Annotated in this window: 22 protein-coding genes and 1 riboswitch; of the genes, 9 read left to right on the top strand and 13 right to left on the bottom strand. The window is 70.0% G+C overall.

Annotation, left to right across the window (positions count from 1 at the left end; all coding sequences use genetic code 11):
- Nucleotides 1–23: 23 nt before the first annotated feature.
- Nucleotides 24–1466, bottom strand: a complete 1443-nt coding sequence (locus ACFPQ9_RS28870) for an alpha,alpha-trehalose-phosphate synthase (UDP-forming) (RefSeq protein ID WP_380859553.1) — start codon at nucleotides 1464–1466, stop codon at nucleotides 24–26.
- A 95-nt stretch (nucleotides 1467–1561) separates the two neighbouring features.
- Complete coding sequence (locus ACFPQ9_RS28865; RefSeq protein ID WP_380859551.1) at nucleotides 1562–2533, bottom strand: glucosyl-3-phosphoglycerate synthase; 972 nt, start codon at nucleotides 2531–2533, stop codon at nucleotides 1562–1564.
- A 157-nt stretch (nucleotides 2534–2690) separates the two neighbouring features.
- A riboswitch (SAM riboswitch) is annotated at nucleotides 2691–2845 on the top strand.
- Between the two features lie 18 nt (nucleotides 2846–2863).
- Here ACFPQ9_RS28865 and thrC point away from each other — a divergent pair.
- From thrC to ACFPQ9_RS28835, 6 genes are all read left to right on the top strand, one after another.
- Nucleotides 2864–4150, top strand: coding sequence for a threonine synthase (gene thrC, locus ACFPQ9_RS28860; RefSeq protein ID WP_380859548.1), 1287 nt, complete (start codon nucleotides 2864–2866; stop codon nucleotides 4148–4150).
- An 83-nt stretch (nucleotides 4151–4233) separates the two neighbouring features.
- Nucleotides 4234–4509 carry a MoaD/ThiS family protein gene (locus tag ACFPQ9_RS28855; protein ID WP_067020690.1) on the top strand — a complete coding sequence of 92 codons (276 nt, stop codon included), beginning with the start codon at nucleotides 4234–4236 and terminating at the stop codon, nucleotides 4507–4509.
- A gap of 442 nt (nucleotides 4510–4951) precedes the next feature.
- Entirely contained in the window at nucleotides 4952–5158 is a 207-nt protein-coding gene (locus ACFPQ9_RS28850; protein ID WP_007493268.1) for a cold-shock protein, read from the top strand.
- A 397-nt stretch (nucleotides 5159–5555) separates the two neighbouring features.
- The gene (gene groL, locus ACFPQ9_RS28845) at nucleotides 5556–7178 is read left to right on the top strand and encodes a chaperonin GroEL (protein ID WP_380859543.1); all 1623 of its coding nucleotides are present in this window, start codon (nucleotides 5556–5558) and stop codon (nucleotides 7176–7178) included.
- Nucleotides 7179–7528: 350 nt separating this feature from the next.
- A complete protein-coding gene (locus ACFPQ9_RS28840; protein WP_380859540.1) occupies nucleotides 7529–8656 on the top strand; it encodes an NADH:flavin oxidoreductase in 1128 nt (375 codons plus the stop codon).
- Between the two features lie 123 nt (nucleotides 8657–8779).
- Nucleotides 8780–10228 (top strand): MFS transporter, encoded by a 1449-nt coding sequence (locus ACFPQ9_RS28835; RefSeq protein WP_380859537.1) that lies wholly within the window; start codon nucleotides 8780–8782, stop codon nucleotides 10226–10228.
- A 3-nt stretch (nucleotides 10229–10231) separates the two neighbouring features.
- Here ACFPQ9_RS28835 and ACFPQ9_RS28830 read toward each other — a convergent pair whose 3' ends face one another.
- The 4 genes from ACFPQ9_RS28830 to ACFPQ9_RS28815 are packed head-to-tail and all read right to left on the bottom strand — an operon-like array spanning nucleotide 10232 to nucleotide 12439.
- Complete coding sequence (locus ACFPQ9_RS28830; RefSeq protein ID WP_380859534.1) at nucleotides 10232–10807, bottom strand: hypothetical protein; 576 nt, start codon at nucleotides 10805–10807, stop codon at nucleotides 10232–10234.
- Nucleotides 10808–10846: 39 nt separating this feature from the next.
- Nucleotides 10847–11383: a DinB family protein gene (locus ACFPQ9_RS28825; RefSeq protein WP_380859531.1), complete on the bottom strand. Its 537-nt coding sequence runs from the start codon at nucleotides 11381–11383 to the stop codon at nucleotides 10847–10849.
- Between the two features lie 26 nt (nucleotides 11384–11409).
- On the bottom strand, nucleotides 11410–11616 hold the full coding sequence (locus ACFPQ9_RS28820; protein WP_380859528.1) for a DUF397 domain-containing protein: 207 nt from the start codon (nucleotides 11614–11616) through the stop codon (nucleotides 11410–11412).
- Complete coding sequence (locus ACFPQ9_RS28815) at nucleotides 11600–12439, bottom strand: helix-turn-helix domain-containing protein (protein WP_380859526.1); 840 nt, start codon at nucleotides 12437–12439, stop codon at nucleotides 11600–11602. Before ACFPQ9_RS28815 ends, ACFPQ9_RS28820 begins: the two co-directional genes overlap by 17 nt.
- A 136-nt stretch (nucleotides 12440–12575) precedes the next feature.
- Here ACFPQ9_RS28815 and ACFPQ9_RS28810 point away from each other — a divergent pair, with 136 nt between their 5' ends.
- On the top strand, nucleotides 12576–12818 hold the full coding sequence (locus ACFPQ9_RS28810; RefSeq protein ID WP_380859523.1) for a hypothetical protein: 243 nt from the start codon (nucleotides 12576–12578) through the stop codon (nucleotides 12816–12818).
- On the opposite strand, the gene ACFPQ9_RS28805 is transcribed toward ACFPQ9_RS28810, so the two are convergent.
- The 3 genes from ACFPQ9_RS28805 to ACFPQ9_RS28795 all read right to left on the bottom strand — a co-directional run bounded on the left by ACFPQ9_RS28805 (nucleotide 12807) and on the right by ACFPQ9_RS28795 (nucleotide 15614).
- Entirely contained in the window at nucleotides 12807–13637 is an 831-nt protein-coding gene (locus ACFPQ9_RS28805) for an aldo/keto reductase (protein WP_380859520.1), read from the bottom strand. The two genes, ACFPQ9_RS28810 and ACFPQ9_RS28805, sit on opposite strands and share 12 nt — an antisense overlap.
- A 25-nt stretch (nucleotides 13638–13662) precedes the next feature.
- Nucleotides 13663–14598: an N-acetylmuramic acid 6-phosphate etherase gene (gene murQ, locus ACFPQ9_RS28800; RefSeq protein ID WP_380859517.1), complete on the bottom strand. Its 936-nt coding sequence runs from the start codon at nucleotides 14596–14598 to the stop codon at nucleotides 13663–13665.
- 113 nt (nucleotides 14599–14711) lie between these two features.
- Entirely contained in the window at nucleotides 14712–15614 is a 903-nt protein-coding gene (locus ACFPQ9_RS28795; protein ID WP_380859514.1) for a MurR/RpiR family transcriptional regulator, read from the bottom strand.
- A gap of 54 nt (nucleotides 15615–15668) precedes the next feature.
- Between ACFPQ9_RS28795 and ACFPQ9_RS28790 the strand changes: the two genes are divergently transcribed.
- Together ACFPQ9_RS28790 and ACFPQ9_RS28785 are read left to right on the top strand one after the other, a co-directional pair.
- Entirely contained in the window at nucleotides 15669–16055 is a 387-nt protein-coding gene (locus tag ACFPQ9_RS28790) for a hypothetical protein (RefSeq protein WP_380859511.1), read from the top strand.
- Nucleotides 16052–16318 (top strand): DUF4031 domain-containing protein, encoded by a 267-nt coding sequence (locus ACFPQ9_RS28785; RefSeq protein ID WP_380859508.1) that lies wholly within the window; start codon nucleotides 16052–16054, stop codon nucleotides 16316–16318. Before ACFPQ9_RS28790 ends, ACFPQ9_RS28785 begins: the two co-directional genes overlap by 4 nt.
- A gap of 30 nt (nucleotides 16319–16348) precedes the next feature.
- Here the strand turns inward: ACFPQ9_RS28785 and ACFPQ9_RS28780 are convergent, their stop codons facing one another.
- From ACFPQ9_RS28780 to ACFPQ9_RS28765, 4 genes are all read right to left on the bottom strand, one after another.
- Nucleotides 16349–16822 (bottom strand): carboxymuconolactone decarboxylase family protein, encoded by a 474-nt coding sequence (locus ACFPQ9_RS28780; RefSeq protein WP_380859505.1) that lies wholly within the window; start codon nucleotides 16820–16822, stop codon nucleotides 16349–16351.
- Nucleotides 16823–16936: 114 nt separating this feature from the next.
- Complete coding sequence (locus ACFPQ9_RS28775; RefSeq protein ID WP_380859503.1) at nucleotides 16937–17374, bottom strand: PPOX class F420-dependent oxidoreductase; 438 nt, start codon at nucleotides 17372–17374, stop codon at nucleotides 16937–16939.
- Between the two features lie 51 nt (nucleotides 17375–17425).
- Nucleotides 17426–18544 carry a GNAT family N-acetyltransferase gene (locus ACFPQ9_RS28770; protein ID WP_380859500.1) on the bottom strand — a complete coding sequence of 373 codons (1119 nt, stop codon included), beginning with the start codon at nucleotides 18542–18544 and terminating at the stop codon, nucleotides 17426–17428.
- Nucleotides 18545–18571: 27 nt separating this feature from the next.
- Nucleotides 18572–19202 (bottom strand): HD domain-containing protein (locus ACFPQ9_RS28765; protein WP_380859497.1); only part of this gene is annotated, 631 nt, incomplete at its 5' end.

Below are 19202 nucleotides of genomic sequence, written 5' to 3'. Positions count from 1 at the left end.
TGGACCCCTGACCCCGCCTCCGTTCAGGCGGCCGGGCCGGGCTGTTCCTCCAGTGCGTGCAGCTGGTCCAGGAACCACTGGGCGGGCGGTAGTGCGGTCGCGGCGGCCGCCAGGCGCTTCGAGCGCTCCGCCCGTTCCTCCGGCGGCACGGACAGCGCCTCGTGCAGCGCGCGTGCCGTGCCGATCACGTCGTACGGGTTGACGGCGATCGCGTCCTCGGCCAGCTCCTCGTAGGCCCCGGCCTCCCGCGACAGCACCAGCGCGCAGCCCTCGTCGGAGACGACCGGCACCTCCTTCGCGACCAGGTTCATGCCGTCCCGGATGGGGTTGACCAGCGCCACGTCCGCGAGCCGGTAGGCGGCCAGCGAACGCGCGAAGTCGTCCTTGACGTGGAGCACGACCGGGGTCCAACCCGGCGTTCCGTACCGCGAGTTGAGCTCGTCCGCCAGCCGCTGCACCTCGGCCGTGTAGTCCCGGTACACCGCCAGGTCCTGCCGGGAGGGGTAGGCGAAGGCCACGTGCACCACCCGCTCGCGCCACTCGGGGTGGTCGTCGAGCAGTTGCCGGTAGGAGAGCAGTCCGCGGACGATGTTCTTGGACAGCTCGGTCCGGTCGACCCGCACGATCGTCCGGCGGGCGGTGCCGTCCGGGGCCGAGCCGATCTCCTCGCGCAGCGCTGCCATCCGCTCCGCCACGTCCGCCCGGTGCGAGCGCTCGCGCAGGAAGTCCGCGTCCGGGCCCAGCCCGTGCACCCCGATCCTCGTGCCCCCGAGCCCGTCGGCGAACCGGGCGGAGCAGCACGCCTCGAACGCGTCCGCCCACCGCCGGGTGAGGAACCCCAGCCGGTCCGCGCCCAGCATCCCGCGCAGCACCTGCTCGGCGATGTCGTCGGGCAGCATCCGGAAGTACTCCGGCGGCGCCCACGGCGTGTGTGAGAAGTGGCCGATCCTCAGGTCGGGGCGCAGCTCACGCAGCATCCCCGGCACCAGCGTCAGGTGATAGTCCTGCACCAGCACCGCCGCCCCCGGCGCCGCCTGCCCGGCCAGCGCCTCGGCGAAGGCGCGGTTGTACGCCTCGTAGGACGCCCACCGCCGGCGGAACTCCGCGTCGAAGACCGGCTCCAGCGGCGTCTGGTAGAGCATGTGGTGGACGAACCACAGCACGGAGTTCGCGATGCCGTTGTACGCGTCCGCGTGCACATCGGCCGGGATGGGCAGCATGCGCACACCCTCCTCGCCGACCCCGCGCCGTACCGCCTCGCGGTCGCCGTCGGACAGCGCCGAGCACACCCACAGGGCGCCCGCGTCCGGCCCGATCGCCGACAGCCCGGAGACCACTCCGCCGCCGCCGCGCTTGGAGTTCAGCGAGCCGTCGTCGCCCACCTCGTACGAGACCGGGCCGCGGTTCGACGCGACCAGCACCTTGGCAGCACCGTGCGCACCCGGCGCATCCTGCGTGGAAGCCATAAGCCTCAACCTAGCCCTCCCCGGAAACGCTCAAACGTACGGTTCCGCTCAGTGGGGGCCTGTTGTACGCCCTGTATACGGCCGGTTTCCGGCGTTTACGCGACCTTCCGCGTCGCGTACTCGGCGATCTCCACCATCGGCGGCCGTTCCTCGGTGTCCACGGAGTACGTACGCGGCTCGAAACCGTCCTCGCCGCGCTCGAACTGGGTCAGCGAAGGCCGCACCAGATGCCCGCGGGCCAGCCGCAGCTGTGCCGTGCGGTAGATCGCGGCGGACATCCGGCCGAGCGCCTGCCCGTCCTGGTGCCGGTGCTTGCGCACGCCGACGTCCACCTGGGCCAGCGCGTCCAGCCCCACCAGATGCAGCGCGTCGACCAGCATGCCCAGCTCGACGCCGTAGCCGACGGGGAACGGGAGCTGTTCCAGCAAACCGCGGCGGGCCGCGTACTCGCCGCCCAGCGGCTGCACGAAGCCGGCCAGCTGCGGCCAGTGCATGTTCAGCAGCGGGCGCGCCATCAGCTCGGTGACCCGGCCGCCCTGTCCGGCGGTCCTGCCGGAGGCGGGCGAATCCAGCTCGGTGCCCAGCGGGCGGTCGTACATCGCCTTGACCAGGTCCACGCCGGGGTCGGTGAGCAGCGGGCCGACGATCCCGGAGACGAAGTCGGAGGAGAACTCCCGCAGGTCGGCGTCGATGAAGCAGACGATGTCGCCGGAGGTCACGAGCAGGGAGCGCCACAGGACCTCGCCCTTGCCGGGCACGGCCGGGATGCGCGGCAGGATCGCGTCCCGGTGCACCACCCGGGCGCCCGCCGCGGCGGCCACCTCGGAGGTGCGGTCGGTGGAGCCGGAGTCGACGACGACGATCTCGTCGACCAGCGGGACCTGCCGGACGAGGTCATGGGCGATGACGGAGACGATCTCGCCGACCGTCTCCTCCTCGTTGAGCGCGGGCAGCACGACGGACACCGACTGGCCCGTGCGCTGTTTGGCGGCCAGGATGTGATGCAGCGGGCGGTCGGCAACGGACCAGGAGCGGCTGCTCAGCCAGCGCTCGACTTCTTCCAGCACGGTCGGCGGCTCCTCACTGTCGGGACGCTGTGATCCATCTCGCGGTTCGGACGGCTATCTCAACTGTCCTGGCGTTCGGTTACAGTCTTGAACAACGCGGATGACCATCGCATGTCCGGGGTCAACCGTCGTCCACAACCGCACAACAACCGCATACCGCTCATCCAGAGGGGCAGAGGGATACGGCCCGATGAAGCCCCGGCAACCCTCCAGCCGGTCTCGTAGATCAGTGTTGATCGTTCCGCGAGGCTCCCGGCTAGGGAAGGTGCCAAATCCGTCTCACGGCGAGATGCGTCGTGAGGAAGATGAGGAGAAAGGGCCTCGCCTCACATGGCTGCGCAGACTGTTGCAAGCACCACTGAATCCACCGTAGACCTCGGCCCCGCCGCGGCGCTCTCCTGCCGCGAGTGCGGTCACCGGGTACCGCTCGGCCCGGTCTTCGCGTGCGAGGAGTGTTTCGGCCCGCTGGAGATCGCCTACGACTTCTCGGCCTACGACGCCGAGGAGCTCCGCAAGCGGATCGAAGCGGGCCCCGCGAACATCTGGCGCTACGCGCCGCTCCTGCCCGTCCCCGCCGACGTGGCCACCAAGCCGAACATCAACCCCGGCTGGACCCAGCTCGTCAAGGCCGACAACCTCGCGCGTGAGCTGGGCGTCGACGCCGGCAAGCTGTTCATCAAGGACGACTCCGGCAACCCGACGCACTCCTTCAAGGACCGTGTCGTCGCCCAGGCCCTGGAGGCCGCCCGCGCCTTCGGCTTCACCACGCTCTCCTGCTCCTCCACCGGCAACCTGGCCGGCGCTGTGGGTGCCGCGGCCGCCCGTGCCGGCTTCCGCTCGTGCGTGTTCATCCCGCACGACCTGGAGCAGGGCAAGATCGTCATGGCCGCGATCTACGGCGGCGAGCTGGTCGGCATCGAGGGCAACTACGACGACGTGAACCGCTTCTGCTCCGAGCTGATCGGCGACCCGGCCGGCGAGGGCTGGGGCTTCGTCAACGTCAACCTGCGGCCCTACTACGCCGAGGGCTCCAAGACCCTGGCGTACGAGATCTGCGAGCAGCTCGGCTGGCAGCTCCCCGACCAGCTGGTCGTCCCGATCGCGTCCGGCTCGCAGCTCACGAAGATCGACAAGGGGCTCCAGGAGCTGATCAAGCTCGGGCTCGTCGAGGACAAGCCGTACAAGATCTTCGGTGCGCAGGCCGAGGGCTGCTCGCCGGTGTCGACGGCCTTCAAGGCCGGGCACGACGTGGTCCGCCCGCAGAAGCCGAACACCATCGCCAAGTCGCTGGCCATCGGCAACCCGGCCGACGGGCCGTACGTCCTCGACATCGCGCGCCGCACCGGTGGGTTCGTGGAGGATGTGACGGACGAGCAGGTCGTCGACGCCATCAAGATCCTCGCCCGGACCGAGGGCATCTTCGCGGAGACCGCCGGCGGTGTGACCGTGGGCGTGGCGAAGAAGCTGATCGAGAACGGCGTGCTGGACCCCGCCAAGACCACGGTCGTACTGAACACCGGAGACGGCCTCAAGACGCTGGATGCGGTGGCCGGCACCGGGCTCACTGCGACGATTCGTCCCAACCTGGACTCGTTCCGCGAGGCCGGTCTCGCATAGCCGTTTTTCGTCTGCGGGCCGGTGGGGGCTGGTCGCGCAGTTCCCCGCGCCCCTAGGTTCGTTCCCCTACCGGAGGTTTCATCGTGAGCGTGACCGTTCGCATCCCCACCATCCTGCGCACCTACACGGGTGGCCAGGCCGAAGTGAGTGCCGAGGGTGGCACCCTCGCCGAGGTCATCTCCGATCTGGAGAAGAACCACACCGGGATCGCCGCCCGGGTGCTGGACGACCAGGGCAAGCTGCGTCGGTTCGTCAATGTCTACGTCAATGACGACGACGTGCGTTTCGAGCAGGGCCTGGAGACCGCGACCCCGGACGGCGCGGGTGTTTCCATCATCCCGGCCGTCGCCGGCGGCTGACCGAATGACCGATCATTACCTTCGGTAACCCGAGTTACTGAGAGTTCACCGAATTGCCCCCTCCGTGAGAGAAGCGGAGGGGGCAATTCTGTGTGGTTGAGCGAGGTACAGTTGGGGAACGTGCCGCCGATCTCCGAGTCGGTTGCCCTTGATTTCTGCCGTACGCCCGACAAGAAGTAGCCAAAGTGTGCGGGTTTTTTGCGGCTTTTGTTCCGTATGCCGGGTCCGACTTGACCTGAAGTCAGCGGAATTGTCCCCACATTCCCGACCGGTCGTGCCCGGATTTCTCGTCCGATTGACCTGTTGCAGACGGCAGTTGGGCAGATACATTCAGCCGCGGTCGACGCGTTCCGGCGCACGCCCCCGACCGATGGGGGGTGAGGTCTGACCCGGATCCGCGAAGTGTGGATCTGTGCAAGGGCCAGTAATAGGGGAGTTAGGCATGGCTCAGGGCACCGTCAAGTGGTTCAACGCGGAGAAGGGGTACGGCTTCATCGCGGTCGACGGTGGTGCGGATGTTTTCGTCCACTACAGCGCGATCCAGATGGACGGGTACCGCACCCTGGAAGAGGGCCAGCGGGTCGATTTCGAGATCTCGCAGGGTCAGAAGGGGCCGCAGGCGGACATGGTCCGTCTGGCGACCGGCTGAAGCAACGCGTCGACTAACAGCAGCGACGTACTTCTTCGAAGGGCCCGCACCTCCTCGGGGTGCGGGTCCTTCGCCGTGTTCGGACGCTGTTCGGGGCCTGTTCGCCCACTGCTGACCCGGAGCCCCGATCCCCGAGAGCCGCTTGCTCCCACCCGCCACCCGCCACCCGACCACCACCCCTCAACGAGCGCCCGCTTCGCGAGGGCGCCTTGCACTCTCATGGGTCGAGTGCTAATCATTGCGTTAGCACTCTGAAGGTGAGAGTGACAACGAAGGACCGGGTCGGTGAGGCCCGCAAGCCGAGTGGGGCAAGGAACCGCAAGGCATGCGAGCCGTCCGTCGCGGGCGCGGGCGCGGTCCGAAGGAATCACCCCCAGTCCTGGAGGGACCACTTCACATGGCCAAGATCATCGCGTTCGACGAGGAGGCGCGGCGCGGCCTCGAGCGCGGCATGAACCAGCTCGCGGACGCCGTGAAGGTCACGCTCGGCCCCAAGGGCCGCAACGTCGTCCTCGAGAAGAAGTGGGGCGCCCCCACGATCACCAACGATGGTGTCTCCATCGCCAAGGAGATCGAGCTCGAGGACCCGTACGAGAAGATCGGCGCCGAGCTGGTCAAGGAAGTCGCCAAGAAGACGGACGACGTCGCCGGTGACGGTACGACCACCGCGACCGTTCTCGCCCAGGCCCTGGTCAAGGAGGGCCTGCGCAACGTAGCCGCCGGCGCCAACCCGATGGCCCTCAAGCGCGGTATCGAGCGTGCCGTCGAGGCCGTCTCCGCCGCCCTCCTTGAGCAGGCGAAGGACGTCGAGACCAAGGAGCAGATCGCCTCCACGGCCTCCATCTCCGCCGCCGACACCCAGATCGGCGAGCTCATCGCCGAGGCGATGGACAAGGTCGGCAAGGAAGGCGTCATCACCGTCGAGGAGTCCCAGACCTTCGGTCTGGAGCTGGAGCTCACCGAGGGTATGCGCTTCGACAAGGGCTACATCTCGGCGTACTTCGCCACCGACATGGAGCGGATGGAGGCGTCGCTCGACGACCCGTACATCCTGATCGCCAACTCCAAGATCGGCTCCGTCAAGGACCTGCTCCCGCTCCTGGAGAAGGTCATGCAGTCGGGCAAGCCGCTGCTGATCATCGCCGAGGACGTCGAGGGCGAGGCCCTGTCGACCCTGGTCGTCAACAAGATCCGCGGCACCTTCAAGTCCGTCGCCGTCAAGGCCCCGGGCTTCGGTGACCGTCGCAAGGCGATGCTGAACGACATCGCCATCCTCACCGGCGGCGAGGTCATCTCCGAGGAGGTCGGTCTCAAGCTGGAGAACACCTCCCTGGACCTCCTGGGCAAGGCCCGCAAGGTCGTCATCACCAAGGACGAGACCACCATCGTCGACGGTGCCGGCTCCTCCGAGCAGGTCGCGGGCCGGGTCAACCAGATCCGCGCCGAGATCGAGAACAGCGACTCGGACTACGACCGCGAGAAGCTCCAGGAGCGCCTGGCGAAGCTCGCGGGCGGCGTGGCCGTCATCAAGGCCGGTGCCGCCACCGAGGTGGAGCTCAAGGAGCGCAAGCACCGCATCGAGGACGCCGTGCGCAACGCCAAGGCGGCCGTCGAGGAGGGCATCGTCGCCGGTGGTGGCGTGGCCCTGCTCCAGGCCTCCGGTGTCTTCGAGAAGCTGGAGCTGGAGGGTGACGAGGCGACCGGCGCTGCCGCCGTCAAGCTCGCCCTTGAGGCCCCGCTGAAGCAGATCGCCGTCAACGCCGGCCTCGAGGGCGGCGTCGTGGTGGAGAAGGTCCGCAACCTCACCCCGGGTCACGGCCTGAACGCCGCGACCGGTGAGTACGTCGACCTGGTCGCCGAGGGCATCATCGACCCGGCGAAGGTGACGCGGTCCGCGCTGCAGAACGCCGCGTCGATCGCCGCGCTGTTCCTCACGACCGAGGCTGTCATCGCCGACAAGCCGGAGAAGGCCGCTGCGGCCGCTCCGGGTGGTATGCCGGGCGGTGACATGGACTTCTGATCGGCTTCGGGGGCCTCGGCCTCCGGTTGATCAACGTCCTTACCGAGGGCGGTACCTGCTGTTGCGACATTCGCGACAGGGGGTGCCGCCCTCGGTGCGTTGGCGGGTGCGGGTCGGTTGTGGCTGGTCGCGCAGTTCCCCGCGCCCCTGAAGGGGCGCCCAGCGCACGCCCTGCTTTTAGGAGCGCGGGGAACTGCGCGAGCAACCACGAATCACCCGCACCCGCCCCCACATCCGATCCCCCTCCTGGGAATGCGCGACCTCACACCCATCGTTGCTTCATGAGGTGCAATAATGCGTGCGCACATACTGCTCGGTATAAACAGCCCCCGTTCCCAGGAGCCCTCCACATGACCGTCACCCAGCCCGCCGCCTCCCGCGCGGCCCGGATTCTGTCCCGGCCGACCGCGATCAATGGCCTCACCGTTCCGAACCGCATCGTGATGGCGCCGATGACGCGCATGTTCTCCCCGGGCGGCATCCCCGGAGAGGACGTCCTGTCGTACTACTCGCGTCGTGCCGCCGCCGGTGTCGGCCTGATCGTGACCGAGGGGACGTACGTCGGGCACGAGTCGGCCGGGCAGAGCGACCGCGTGCCGCGGTTCCACGGTGAGGAGCAGCTCGCCGGCTGGGCGAAGGTCGCGGACGCGGTGCACGCGGCGGGCGGGACCATCGTGCCGCAGCTGTGGCACATCGGCATGGTGCGGCAGCAGGGACAGCCGCCCTACGCCGAGGCCCCGGCCGTCGGCCCCTCCGGCCTGCGGATCGGCGCGGACGAGGCCACCGGCAAGGCCATGACCCGGGGTGACCTGGACGACGTCATCGGCGCCTTCGCCGAGGCCGCCGCGGACGCCGAGCGCATCGGGTTCGACGGTGTGGAGATCCACGGTGCGCACGGGTATCTCGTGGACCAGTTCCTGTGGGAGGGGACCAACCGGCGTACGGACGCGTACGGCGGTGACCCGGTCGCCCGTACCAAGTTCGGCGCCGAGATCGTGGCCGCCGTACGCGAGCGGGTCTCCCCGGACTTCCCCGTCATCTTCCGCTACTCGCAGTGGAAGCAGGAGGCCTACGACGCGCGTCTCGCCGAGACCCCGGAGGAGCTGGAGGCCATCCTCGCCCCGCTCGCCGCGGCCGGCGTCGACGCCTTCCACGCCTCCACCCGCCGCTACTGGATCCCGGAGTTCGACGGCTCCGACCTCAACCTCGCGGGCTGGACGAAGAAGCTGACCGGCAAGCCCACCATCACCGTCGGCTCGGTCGGCCTGGACGGGGAGTTCCTCGGCGCGTTCGTCGGCCAGGGCTCCGCGCTCAAGGGCATCGACGACCTGCTGGACCGGCTGGAGTCCGACGAGTTCGACTTCGTCGCCGTCGGCCGGGCGCTGCTGCAGGACCCGGAGTGGGCCGCGAAGGTGCTGGACGGCCGCTTCGGCGAGCTGGCGGCGTATGACGCGGCGTCGCTGAAGACGCTGAGCTGACGTCCGTAGGGTCACCTCCTCCCCGGGGGTGACCTGCGTCGCTTGAGTAAGTCAATCAACTGACTTAAGGTTGCCTCGGTCAATCAGCTCTCATGCTGTTCGTACGCCGACGGAGGCAACCCCATGTCCCACCCCCCATCGCCGAGAACGAATGCCGTGGTGGCGGTGCTGGCCTTCGCCGGGATCGTCGTCTCGCTGATGCAGACCCTGGTCATCCCGATCGTCCCGGAGCTGCCGAAGCTGCTGGACGCGCCGGCCTCCGACACGGCCTGGGCGGTGACCGCGACCCTGCTGGCCGCCGCCGTCGCGACGCCCGTGATGGGCCGGCTCGGTGACATGTACGGCAAGCGGCGGATGCTGCTCGTGAGTGTGGTGCTGCTGGTGGGCGGCTCGGTGGTGTGTGCCCTGAGCGACTCGCTGGTGCCGATGATCGTCGGGCGGGTGCTCCAGGGTCTGGCCTCCGGCGTCATCCCGCTCGGCATCAGCATCATGCGCGACGAGCTTCCCGCCGAGCGCCTCGGCTCCGCCACCGCCCTGATGAGCGCCTCCCTCGGCATCGGCGGCGCGCTCGGCCTGCCCGCCGCCGCGCTCATCGCGGACAACTTCGACTGGCACGTCCTGTTCTGGACGTCGGCCGGCATGGGTGTCGTGGCCCTGGGATGCGTCCTGCTGTTCGTGCCCGAGTCGAAGGTGCGCACCGGCGGGCGCTTCGACCTCGTCGGCGGGATCGGCATGGCGGTCGGGCTCGTGTGTCTGCTGCTGGGTATCTCCAAGGGCGCCGACTGGGGCTGGACCAGCGGCACGACGCTCGGTCTGTTCGCGGCGGCCGTGCTGATCCTGCTCGCCTGGGGCTGGTGGGAGCTGCGCACCGAGCAGCCGCTGGTCGACCTCCGTACGACCGCCCGCCGTCAGGTCCTGGTCACCAACCTGGCCTCGATCGCGGTCGGCTTCGCGATGTTCGCGATGAGCCTGGTCATCCCGCAGCTCCTCCAGCTCCCCGCCCAGACCGGCTACGGCCTCGGCAAGTCGATGCTGGTCGCGGGCCTGTGCATGGCCCCGTCGGGCCTGGTGATGATGGCGACGGCCCCGGTCTCGGCGGCGATCTCGCGCGCGAAGGGCCCGAAGGTGACGTTGATGATCGGCGTCCTGATCGTGGCCGCGGGCTACGGCCTCAACATCGTCCTGATGTCCGAGGTCTGGCACTTCATCCTCGTCGCCTGCATCATCGGCGCCGGTGTCGGCTTCGGCTACGGCTCGATGCCCGCCCTCATCATGAGCGCCGTACCCGCGTCGGAGACGGCCGCCGCGAACAGCCTCAACACGCTGATGCGCTCCCTCGGTACGTCCACCGCGAGCGCCGTCGCCGGTGTGATCCTCGCCCAGATGACGACGAACCTCGGCGGCTACGCCCTCCCGTCCGAGAACGGCTTCAAGGTGGTCCTGGCGGTGGGCGCGGGGGCGGCACTGCTGGCGTTCGTCGTGGCGTCGTTCATTCCGCGCCACGGTTCGGCCGCCGACGAGGAGCCCGTGGCGCGGCCGGCGTCGGAGCCGGCACGAGCGACGGCCAAGTAGCGGCTACGGATTGCCCAGCGGCTCGATGTCGACCTTCACCGGAGTGCCCCACACCCGCAGCACCTCGTAGTCGGTGAACTCGTGCACCAGCCGGTAGGCCATGGCGGGACGCGGCCCGCGACGCTGGGCGGCGAGATACAGCTCGGCCTCCCGCCGATCACGCCGTGGCGTCCCGCACAGCTGCCACTCCTGCCCGTTCCACAGCTCCGGCAGCCAGCGCTGCTGGGGCTGTGGACGGTCACCGCGCACGCCGTAGCGGGAGGGCACCGGGTGCTCGGGGGACTGCGGGACCGCCGGGCCCGAGCCGTTGTACTCGGAGCGGCGGGCCGACCTGCGCCGTGTCTCGCACAGCAGGCAGAGGTCCGGGGCCGCGGGGTCCACCGGGCCGCCCGGGTGCTCGGCACACCGGGTCGTCCGGGCGGCCGTCGAGACACTCTCGTCCAGCAGATCGATGGCGCGGCGCAGATCCGCCTTGACCTCGTGCAGCCTGGCGTCCGGCGTGTCGGCGGTCAGGGCCTCGCCGTGCTCGCCGAGGAGGCGGAGGGCTCGGCCCAGTGCCGTCAGTTGGGCGTGGTTCATGCAAACCAGTGTGCAGTGCCAGGCCCTGTACGCCAGCTCTCAGCCCATGCTCTTCGCGCCGTCCAGGGACTCCCGGATGATGTCGGCGTGGCCGGCGTGCTGGGCCGTCTCGGCGATGATGTGCAGCAGCACCCTGCGGGCCGACCAACGGGCGCCCGGCTCGAACCACGGGGCCTCCGGCAGCGGGTGGGAGACGCCCAGGTCGGGCAGGTCCGCGACCAACTTGTCGGTTCGCCCGGCCACTTCCTCGTACGCCGCCAGGATGCCGTCCAGCGTCTCGCCGGGCAGCATCCGGAAGTCGTCCGCCCGCTTCGCGAAGTCCGCCTCGGTCATCTCCTTGAAGTTGCCCATGGCCGAGGGGCCGCGCTGGATGAATTCCGCCCAGCTCCGCTCCGTCGACGTGACGTGCTTGATCAGGCCGCCGAGACACAGCTCACTGGCCGTGCTCCGCTTCCCCGCCTGCTCGTCGGTGAGGTCCCGGGTGGTGAACCGCAGGAAGTGCCGGTGCTTGGCCAGCGTCTCCAGGAGGTCGGCGCGCTCGTCGGTGACGGTTTCGTTCTTCGAGGTCTCGTTCATGAGGCCTACGGTAGGAGCCGTTTAGGTCAGATCCTGACCGCATTGACGAACGCGGACCATGCGGATTCTCGGAATATGAGCTTCGGGCCGTGGGGGCCTGTCTTGGAGTCGCGGACGGGGACGACGGTGGGGATGTCGTGGGTGACTTCGAGGCAGTTGTCGCCACCGCCGCCGCTGTACGTCGACTTGCGCCAGGTGACCGCGCTCAGGTCGTAGTCAGGGATGCTCGTCATGGGAGTAATCCTGCGCCAACGCCTCGATCATGGCCAGGGACTTCTCGGGCGAGAGCGCGCAGGCCGTGAGGAGTTCGTAGGTGAACTTCATTTGGGCGACGGTGGCCGGGGCGTCCTCAAGCCGTCCGGTGCCGACCCCCTCGAAGTACGCCAGCGGAGGCGCGTCCTCGAACTCCATCAGCTTCAGGGAGCCCTTCATCGCAGAGTGCGCACCCGCGCTGAACGGCAGCACCTGCGCGATGACCCGGTTCCGGCGCGCCAGACCCGCTACGTGGCGCAGGGCTTCCGCCATCACCGCTCGACCGCCCGTCACCCGGCACAGCGCCGCCTCGTCAAGTACCGCCCACAACAAGGGCTTTGTTGGATGATCGAGGAGACGGGTCCGAGCCACCCGGCCCTCCACCCAGTCGTCGATGGTCTCCTTCGGCGCTGTCGGGTCGTACGCCCGGTTCACGGCCCGTGCGTACGCGGGCGTCTGGAGGAGCCCGGGGATCAGCAGAGGCGCGTACTCCCGGATGGTCGTCGCTTCGGCCTCTGCCTCCGCCGCCTCGGCGAAGTGCTCCGGATACCTGGACTTGTTGGACGCCTTGCAGTTCCGCTCGAAGAACCCGTCCGTCTCCAGCACCTCGTCGATCAGCGGGGCCATGTCGGGCCGCAAGCGCCGAGTGCCGGACTCCAGTTGGCCGACGAACGTGCCGCTCACGAACAGCTTCAGCCCCAGGGCCGCTTGGCTGAGGCCCTTCCTCTCGCGCGCATGACGTAATTCCGCCCCCAACAGCGCGCGTGGCGACGACGACGGATCGAGGTCCTTCGGTCCCGGCATGGCGGCTCCCGGTTGAACATCGCAGATGTTGGTGCTCCCCGTCTGGCCAGGTTAGAGCCGTGGCGGCCACGCTGTGTTGTGAATCGCAAACTATGCGTAGAGAGGTGAGGTGAGCGTGCGGTCGACTCAGGAAGTCGTGGCGTCCTTGCGAGAGGCGCTCGGAGGCGTGGGCGTCGTACTGCCGTCCCTGTGCGTGGATCCGGTCACCGGCGCCGGCAAGGAGCCGTACGCCTTGGTCCAGTTGGGGCGCTGCAATGTGCGGACGGCCGAGCGGCTGGTGGCGGCGTTGCGCGGGGAGCCGATGGAGCCGGTGCCGACGAACGAGGAGCTGATGGCGAGGGTCCGCAGGGCCAACAGGGAGGGGAGACTACCGCGTTAGGCGGTCGTACTGGTCCTGGGTGAGGTGTACGGCGTCCGCGCCCAGGTTCTCCTCCAGGTGCGCCACGCTCGACGTCCCCGGGATCGGGAGGATCACCGGGGAGTGGGCGAGGAGCCAGGCGAGGGCGACCTGGGTCGGTGTGGCGTCGAGTTCCTTCGCGACGGCGGCGATCTGCGCCGACTGGGCCCCCGAGGCGCCGGCCGCCACCGGCCGCCACGGCAGGAAGGCGACGCCCGCCTCCTCGCACGCGGTGAGTACGGGCTCGTGCTCGCGGTCGAGGAGGTTGTACCGGTTCTGGACACTGGCGATGTCCACGACGGCGCGGGCGGCGGCGAGTTCGTCGACGGTCACCTCGGAGAGGCCGATGTGCCCGATCTTGCCCTCGGCGCGCAGGTCGCGGAGGGCGCCGAGCTGGTCCGGGAGGGGCACGCCCGGGTCGAGGCGGTGCAGCTGGAGCAGTTCGATGCGGTCGAGGCGGAGGCGGCGCAGGGCCTCGTCGACCTGGGCGCGCAGCTCGGCCGGCGCGCCCGCGTGCCGCCAGCCCTCGCCGGTGGTGGTCCGACGGATCCCGACCTTGGTGGCGATGACGAGGTTGGCCGGGTAGGGGTGCAGGGCCTCGGCGAGCAGATCCTCGTTGATGCCCCAGCCGTACATATGGGCCGTGTCGATCAGGGTGACGCCGAGTGCGACGGCCCGCCGGGCGACCGCGACGCACGCGGCACGGTCCTCGGCGGATCGCGGCCGCAGATGCATCGCCCCGAAGCCGAGTCGTCGTACGTCGAGATCGCCGCCGAGGCGGAAGGTCGCCGATGCCGTCATGCGGCCACGCTAACAGGGGAGTTGCCTACTTTCCCGCCGATTCGATGGCCGCTCGGAGGTGGCCGTCGGCGTCGGTCAGGAGCCGGGTCGCGGTGGGTCCGTCCACGTCGGCCAGCAGGATCAGGATCGCCGTCTTCACCTCGCCGCCCGCCTCGGTCAGGGCGCGTTCGACCTCGGTGTCGTCCGCACCCGTGGCGAGGGCGACGATACGGCGGGAGCGGGCGCGCAGTTTGTCGTTGGAGGCGCGGACGTCGACCATGAGGTTTCCGTAGGTCTTGCCGAGCCGGATCATCGTGATCGTCGACAGCATGTTGAGCACGAGCTTCTGGGCGGTGCCGGCCTTCAGCCGGGTCGAGCCGGTCAGCAGCTCGGGGCCCACGACGATCTCAATGCCGTGCTCGGCCGCCGCGGCGAGGGCGCTGTCCGGGTTGCAGGACAGTCCGATGGTCAACGCGCCCTGGCGGCGGGCGTGTTCGACGGCGCCGACGGCGTACGGGGTGCGGCCGGAGGCCGAGATGCCGACCACCGTGTCCTCGGGCGTGAGCACGAGGGCGTCGAGGTCGGTGCGGGCCAGGTCCTCGGAGTCCTCGGCGCCCTCGATCGAGGTGACCATCGCTTCCGGGCCGCCCGCGATGAGGCCGACGACCTCGGTGGGGTCGGTGTTGAAGGTGGGCGGGCACTCGGAGGCGTCGAGGACGCCGAGCCGGCCGGCGGTGCCGGCACCGGCGTAGACCAGGCGCCCGCCGCGGGCCATGCGCTCCGCCACGGCGTCGATGGCGGCGGCGATCTGGGGCAGGCGGGAGGCGACGGCGGCCGGTACGGAGGCGTCCTCGCCGTTCATGAGCCGGGCGATGTCGAGGGTGGGGAGCTGATCGATCTCGGCGAGCTCGGGGCGAAAGGCCTCGGTGGTCAGGGTGTCCAACTCGGCGCGGAGGTCGCGGGGGGTGGATGCAGAGGTCATGACGGAGACGTCTCTCTTCAACTTCGGTGTTCTGACGTACCTGAGGGGCGCGGGGAACTGCGCGACCAGCCACGACGGACCTGCAGAAGACCCACGACCGAAGGTTCCACGGTCTAACGACGATGCCTGTGCGCCAGCGCCTCATAGGACGCGGCCAACGCGGGCGCCGCCGTCTCATAAGTCCGCTGAGCCACCCCCACGAACAAGCAGTCCACCACCAGCAACTGACTGGTACGGGACGACATCGCGGCGGGCCGCAACTCGCTCTCCCGAGCCGTCGACGTCGTAAGAATGTGATCGGCGTACTGAGTGACCGCCCCGTCCGGCCGCCCCGTGATCGCGACGGTGGTCGCCCCGTGCTCGAACGCCACCCGCAACGGCTCGATGACGTCACCGGTCGACCCGGAGTGAGTGATGGCGATGGCCACGTCCCCCGCCCGCAGCTGCACGGCGTTCGTCACGGCGAGATGCGGATCGCTGTGGGCGTGGGCTATGAGCCCGATCCGGAGCAGCTTCTGGGCCAGGTCCTGCGCGACGAGCCCCGACGCCCCGATGCCGTACACATCGATGCGGCGGGCCACGGCGGCAGCCGACACCGCCGCGCCGAGCTGCACCGTGTCGAGGCCGGCGGCGGTGTCGGCGAGGGTCTGCTGCTCGTCGTACGCGAGTTTCGCCACGACGTCCGCGATGGGGTCGTCCACGGCGATGTCGGTGGTGATGGCCGGGGCGCGGCCCGACTGCTGCTGGGCGGCGAGGCCGGCCAGGGCCAGGCGCAGGTCGCGGTAGCCGGGGTAGCCGAGCAGGCGGGCGGTGCGCACGACCGTGGCCTCGCTGGTGCCGGTGAGTTCGGCGAGGCCGGTGACCGTGAGGGCCGCGCAGCCCGCGGGGTCGTTCGCGACCGCTTCGGCGACGCGCTGCATGGAGCGGGTCATCGACGGGGCGAGGGTGCGCACCTTGGCGGCGAGGGCGGCGGGCGCGGGAGCCCGGTCGAAAGTTTCCTTCAGTTCGTTGGGCACAAATGAAAGGTATTTTCAGACCGGGTCGTGGTCAAGAGTGCGCACAATAGGAGCATGGAACCCGTCACTCCGCTGGAACAGGCGCTGCACACCGCCCGCGCCCTCGTGCTAGCCGACCTGGTCGCGGGCGAGGTCGCCGAGGCGGACGTCGTGTCGCTGGTCGAGGAGTCGGTCGTCCAGCGGCGCTGGTGGGTGGAGCAGTGGCCGGACGGCGTGGAGTTCGTGGCGGGCCTGGTCGCCCAGGACGTACAGGACGCGCTCCTCGACCGATACGGCCGCTGGCCGTTGTGCCCGGTGTGCGGCGGCGGTGACCCGCACGCACTGGAGGTCGAGCCGGAACTGGGGCCCGATCCGCACTGGGTGTGCCACCAGGCGGGCGTGAAGGTTGCGGCGGTGGGCTCGCTGGGGTCGGCCGGCACGGGCGGGACACCGCCCTCGTGATCTACATCGACCCGCCGACCTGGCCGGGCCACGGCCGGATGTGGTCCCACCTCGTCAGCGATGTCTCGTACGACGAACTGCACACGTTCGCCGAGGAGTTGGGCGTGCCCCGGCGGGCGTTCGAGCGGGACCACTACGACATCCCCTCGCACCGGTACGCCGACGCGGTGCGCGCCGGCGCGGTGGAGGTCAGCAGTCGTGAGGTGGTGCGGTTGTTGCAGGGGGCGGGGTTGCGTCGGCCGAAGGGGCGGGCCTGGGGCTGATGCCCCCTCGGCCTCGGGCGCACGCTCCCGCTAGGCGAACTGGCCGGGCTGGTAGGAGCCGGCCGGCTGCTGGACGATGACGTTCATCCGGTTGAAGGCGTTGATCAGCGCGATCAGGGACACCAGCGCGCCGAGCTGCTCCTCGTCGTAGTGCTTGGCGGCGTTCTCCCAGACGTCGTCCGGTACGCCGCCGGCCGCGTCGGCGATACGGGTGCCCGCCTCCGTCAGCTCCAGCGCGGCGCGCTCGGCCTCGGTGAAGACGGTGGCCTCCCGCCAGGCGGCGACCATATTGAGCCGGACGGTGTCCTCGCCTGCGGCGACGGCGTCCTTGAAGTGCATGTCGGTGCAGAAGCCGCAGCCGTTGATCTGGCTGGCGCGCAGGGTCACCATGTTCTGCGTCGCGACGGGCAGCGACGAGTCATGGATCACCTTGCCCGCCGAGGCGATGTACTTCACGAACTTGCCGACGGTCGGGATCTCAAGGGCGTTCAGACGGGCGCTCATGGTGAACTCCTCAGCCGTTGCTGGTAGCTGTCGTGGGTGGTTACACAGCTATGACGGAGGGGTCCGCCCCGATGTGACGGGACTGAATGTGGTGTGAGTCACATGCCCACAGGCTCACATGCCGGCCGCGTCGGGAGAGTGCTCGGCCCGTCGCATGGGGTACCAGGCGTCACCCGCCGGCTCCGGCGGGTCGGACAGGTTCCAGCTCCATGACAGCGTGGGCGTGATGCGCAGATAGTGGCCGGGGCCCACCATGCCGACCCGCTCGAGGGGGCCGTCCGCCACACCGTAGACCCGGATGCCGCGAGCGATGAACGGCTCGATGGAGATCAGGTCGTCCACGACGAAGGCCACCTTGTCGCGGCCATGGCCGACATTGCGGAACTTGCGGGTGTCGAGGACCTCCGCGCGGGGGCCGCCCACCCAGAAGCGGGTGCCGTCGAACTCCAGGGCCACCGGGACCACGTCGGGCTGACCGCCCGCGCAGAGACTGGCGAAACGGGCGAGGGGACGGGAGGCCAGGTAGGCGGCCTCCTCGTCGGTGAACGACATGACGGCTCCCTCGGCGGCGCGGGTCGGTGCGCGGGTCGGATGCGCCCCAGGCTAGGCCGTGGCGGACCGCCGCCTGCGGACATAGAGCCTCAGTTCCCGGTCCATGTCGTGCTTCTCGTACGCCGCGCGCTCCTCCTCGACGGTCGCCCGCGCATAGCCCGCACGGGCGGCGACGCCCTGCGAGGGGGCGTTGTCCTCGTGGATGGCGGCGATGAGCGCCTGCGCCTCGTCGTGCGACAGCGAGTGGGCCGAGAGGGCGCGCAGGGCCTCGGTGGCGTAGCCCTGGCCGCGGGCGGCCTCGGTGAGGTCGTAGCCGACCTCGGCGAGGCCCTCGTCGTCCGGTACGCCGTGGAAGCCTATGCCGCCGATCGCGCGGCCGTCCTCCCGCCGTACGAGAACGAACAGCCCCCACTCGGGCCGGTGCACTCCCTCGCCGTACGCCTTCACCATCATGCCCGCGGCGTCCCGTGTGCCCTGGAAGGGGCCGCCGTCGACCCACTCGAAGCCGCCGTCGCCGCCGGTGTGCAGGTCGGTGGCGGCGGCGGGGGTGACGCCCTGGAGCGTGAGCCGGTCGGTGGGGAGGACGAGGTTGTTGTGCCAGCGCCACTCGGTGAGGGGCGCACGGCCCGGGAGCTCGCCCCGCCCGGTGGCCCACAGCAGGGTGCGCCAGTGGTCGGGGCCGGGGCGGACGCACGGGAAGATCGTCGTGAGGACGAACTCGGCCAGTTCGGCGGGCGCTTCGTACGCCAGCCCCAGCCCCTCGGCGATGTCGTGCGTGTGCAGCAGCACCTCGGCGATCCCCATCGCGGCGAAGCCGTCGCGGTTCGCGCTGCGGAAGGGGTACGGGTGGAAGGCGCGGACCTCGCGGGGCGTGGTGCGGAGGGTGGCGGAGAAGAGGGCGCCGGTCGTCTCGACGACCTGGATCAGGCCTTCGTGGTCCGTGCCCTCGTCGAGGGTGATCTCGAAGGGGACGTACGTGTCCTGGGCGCGGCCCGCCAACTGGCCGGCGTAGGCGATGAGGTCCTCGGCGATGTGGAACGCCGTCTGGTGACAGCTCCACTCCAGCCGCCCCGCCCGTACGGTCTCCCAGTCCCGGTCCGCCGCGGAGCGCAGCAGTGCCACGCAGCTCGCCACGGCCTCGGTCACGCGTTCCCCGCCCATGTGTCGCATGTGCGGCAGGCTACGGGCCCGGGGCGGTCAGGGCGACAGCATTTCCAGCTCGGCCGCGAGGTTGTAGCGGGCGGTGGCCTCCCACTCCTTCCTGCCGTGCGGGGTGCGGAACAGGCTCGGCAGATCGAGGAGTTGGCGCAGGATCGCGGAGCGGCCCTCGCGGAAGGCGTCGTTGGGGACGAAGTGGTACTCCTCGCGGACGGCGGCCGTGTAGGCGGCGTACACGGAGGGCGGGGCGGCGAGGATCGCGAGGTCGGCGTCGCAGAGGACCTGGCCGTCGCGGTCGTCCGGGGTGGGGTCGTGGGTGACGGTGAGACGGACGAGCCGGGCGACCTCGGCGGTTCGCTCCGCGGGGAGGCCGGCTTCTGAGAGGGCGCGTTCGGCGAGGCGGGCGGAGCGTTCCTCGTTCTCCGAGCGGTCGGGCTGGTAGACGGCGTCGTGGAACCAGGCGGCGAGGCGCACGACATCCGGGTCGTCGGCGTGCCCGGCCAGCCCCGGCTCGTCGATCCGGTCCAGGACCGCGGTGAGGTGGGTGAGGGTGTGGTACCGGCGCTGGGGTTCTTGCCAGCGGGTGAGGAGGCTGTCGGCGTAGGGGGTGGGGTCGGGGGTGGTGAGGGGGGAGCGGGCGGCGTTCAGAGCGCGGGCGAAGCGGGTGCGG

Origin of the sequence: Streptomyces coerulescens (assembly GCF_042657965.1) — a bacterium.
In the GTDB taxonomy this organism is placed as follows: Bacteria; Actinomycetota; Actinomycetes; order Streptomycetales; family Streptomycetaceae; genus Streptomyces; species Streptomyces coerulescens.
The sequence above is the reverse complement of the archived record's forward strand: the minus strand, read 5'-3'. Positions and strand labels throughout refer to the sequence as shown.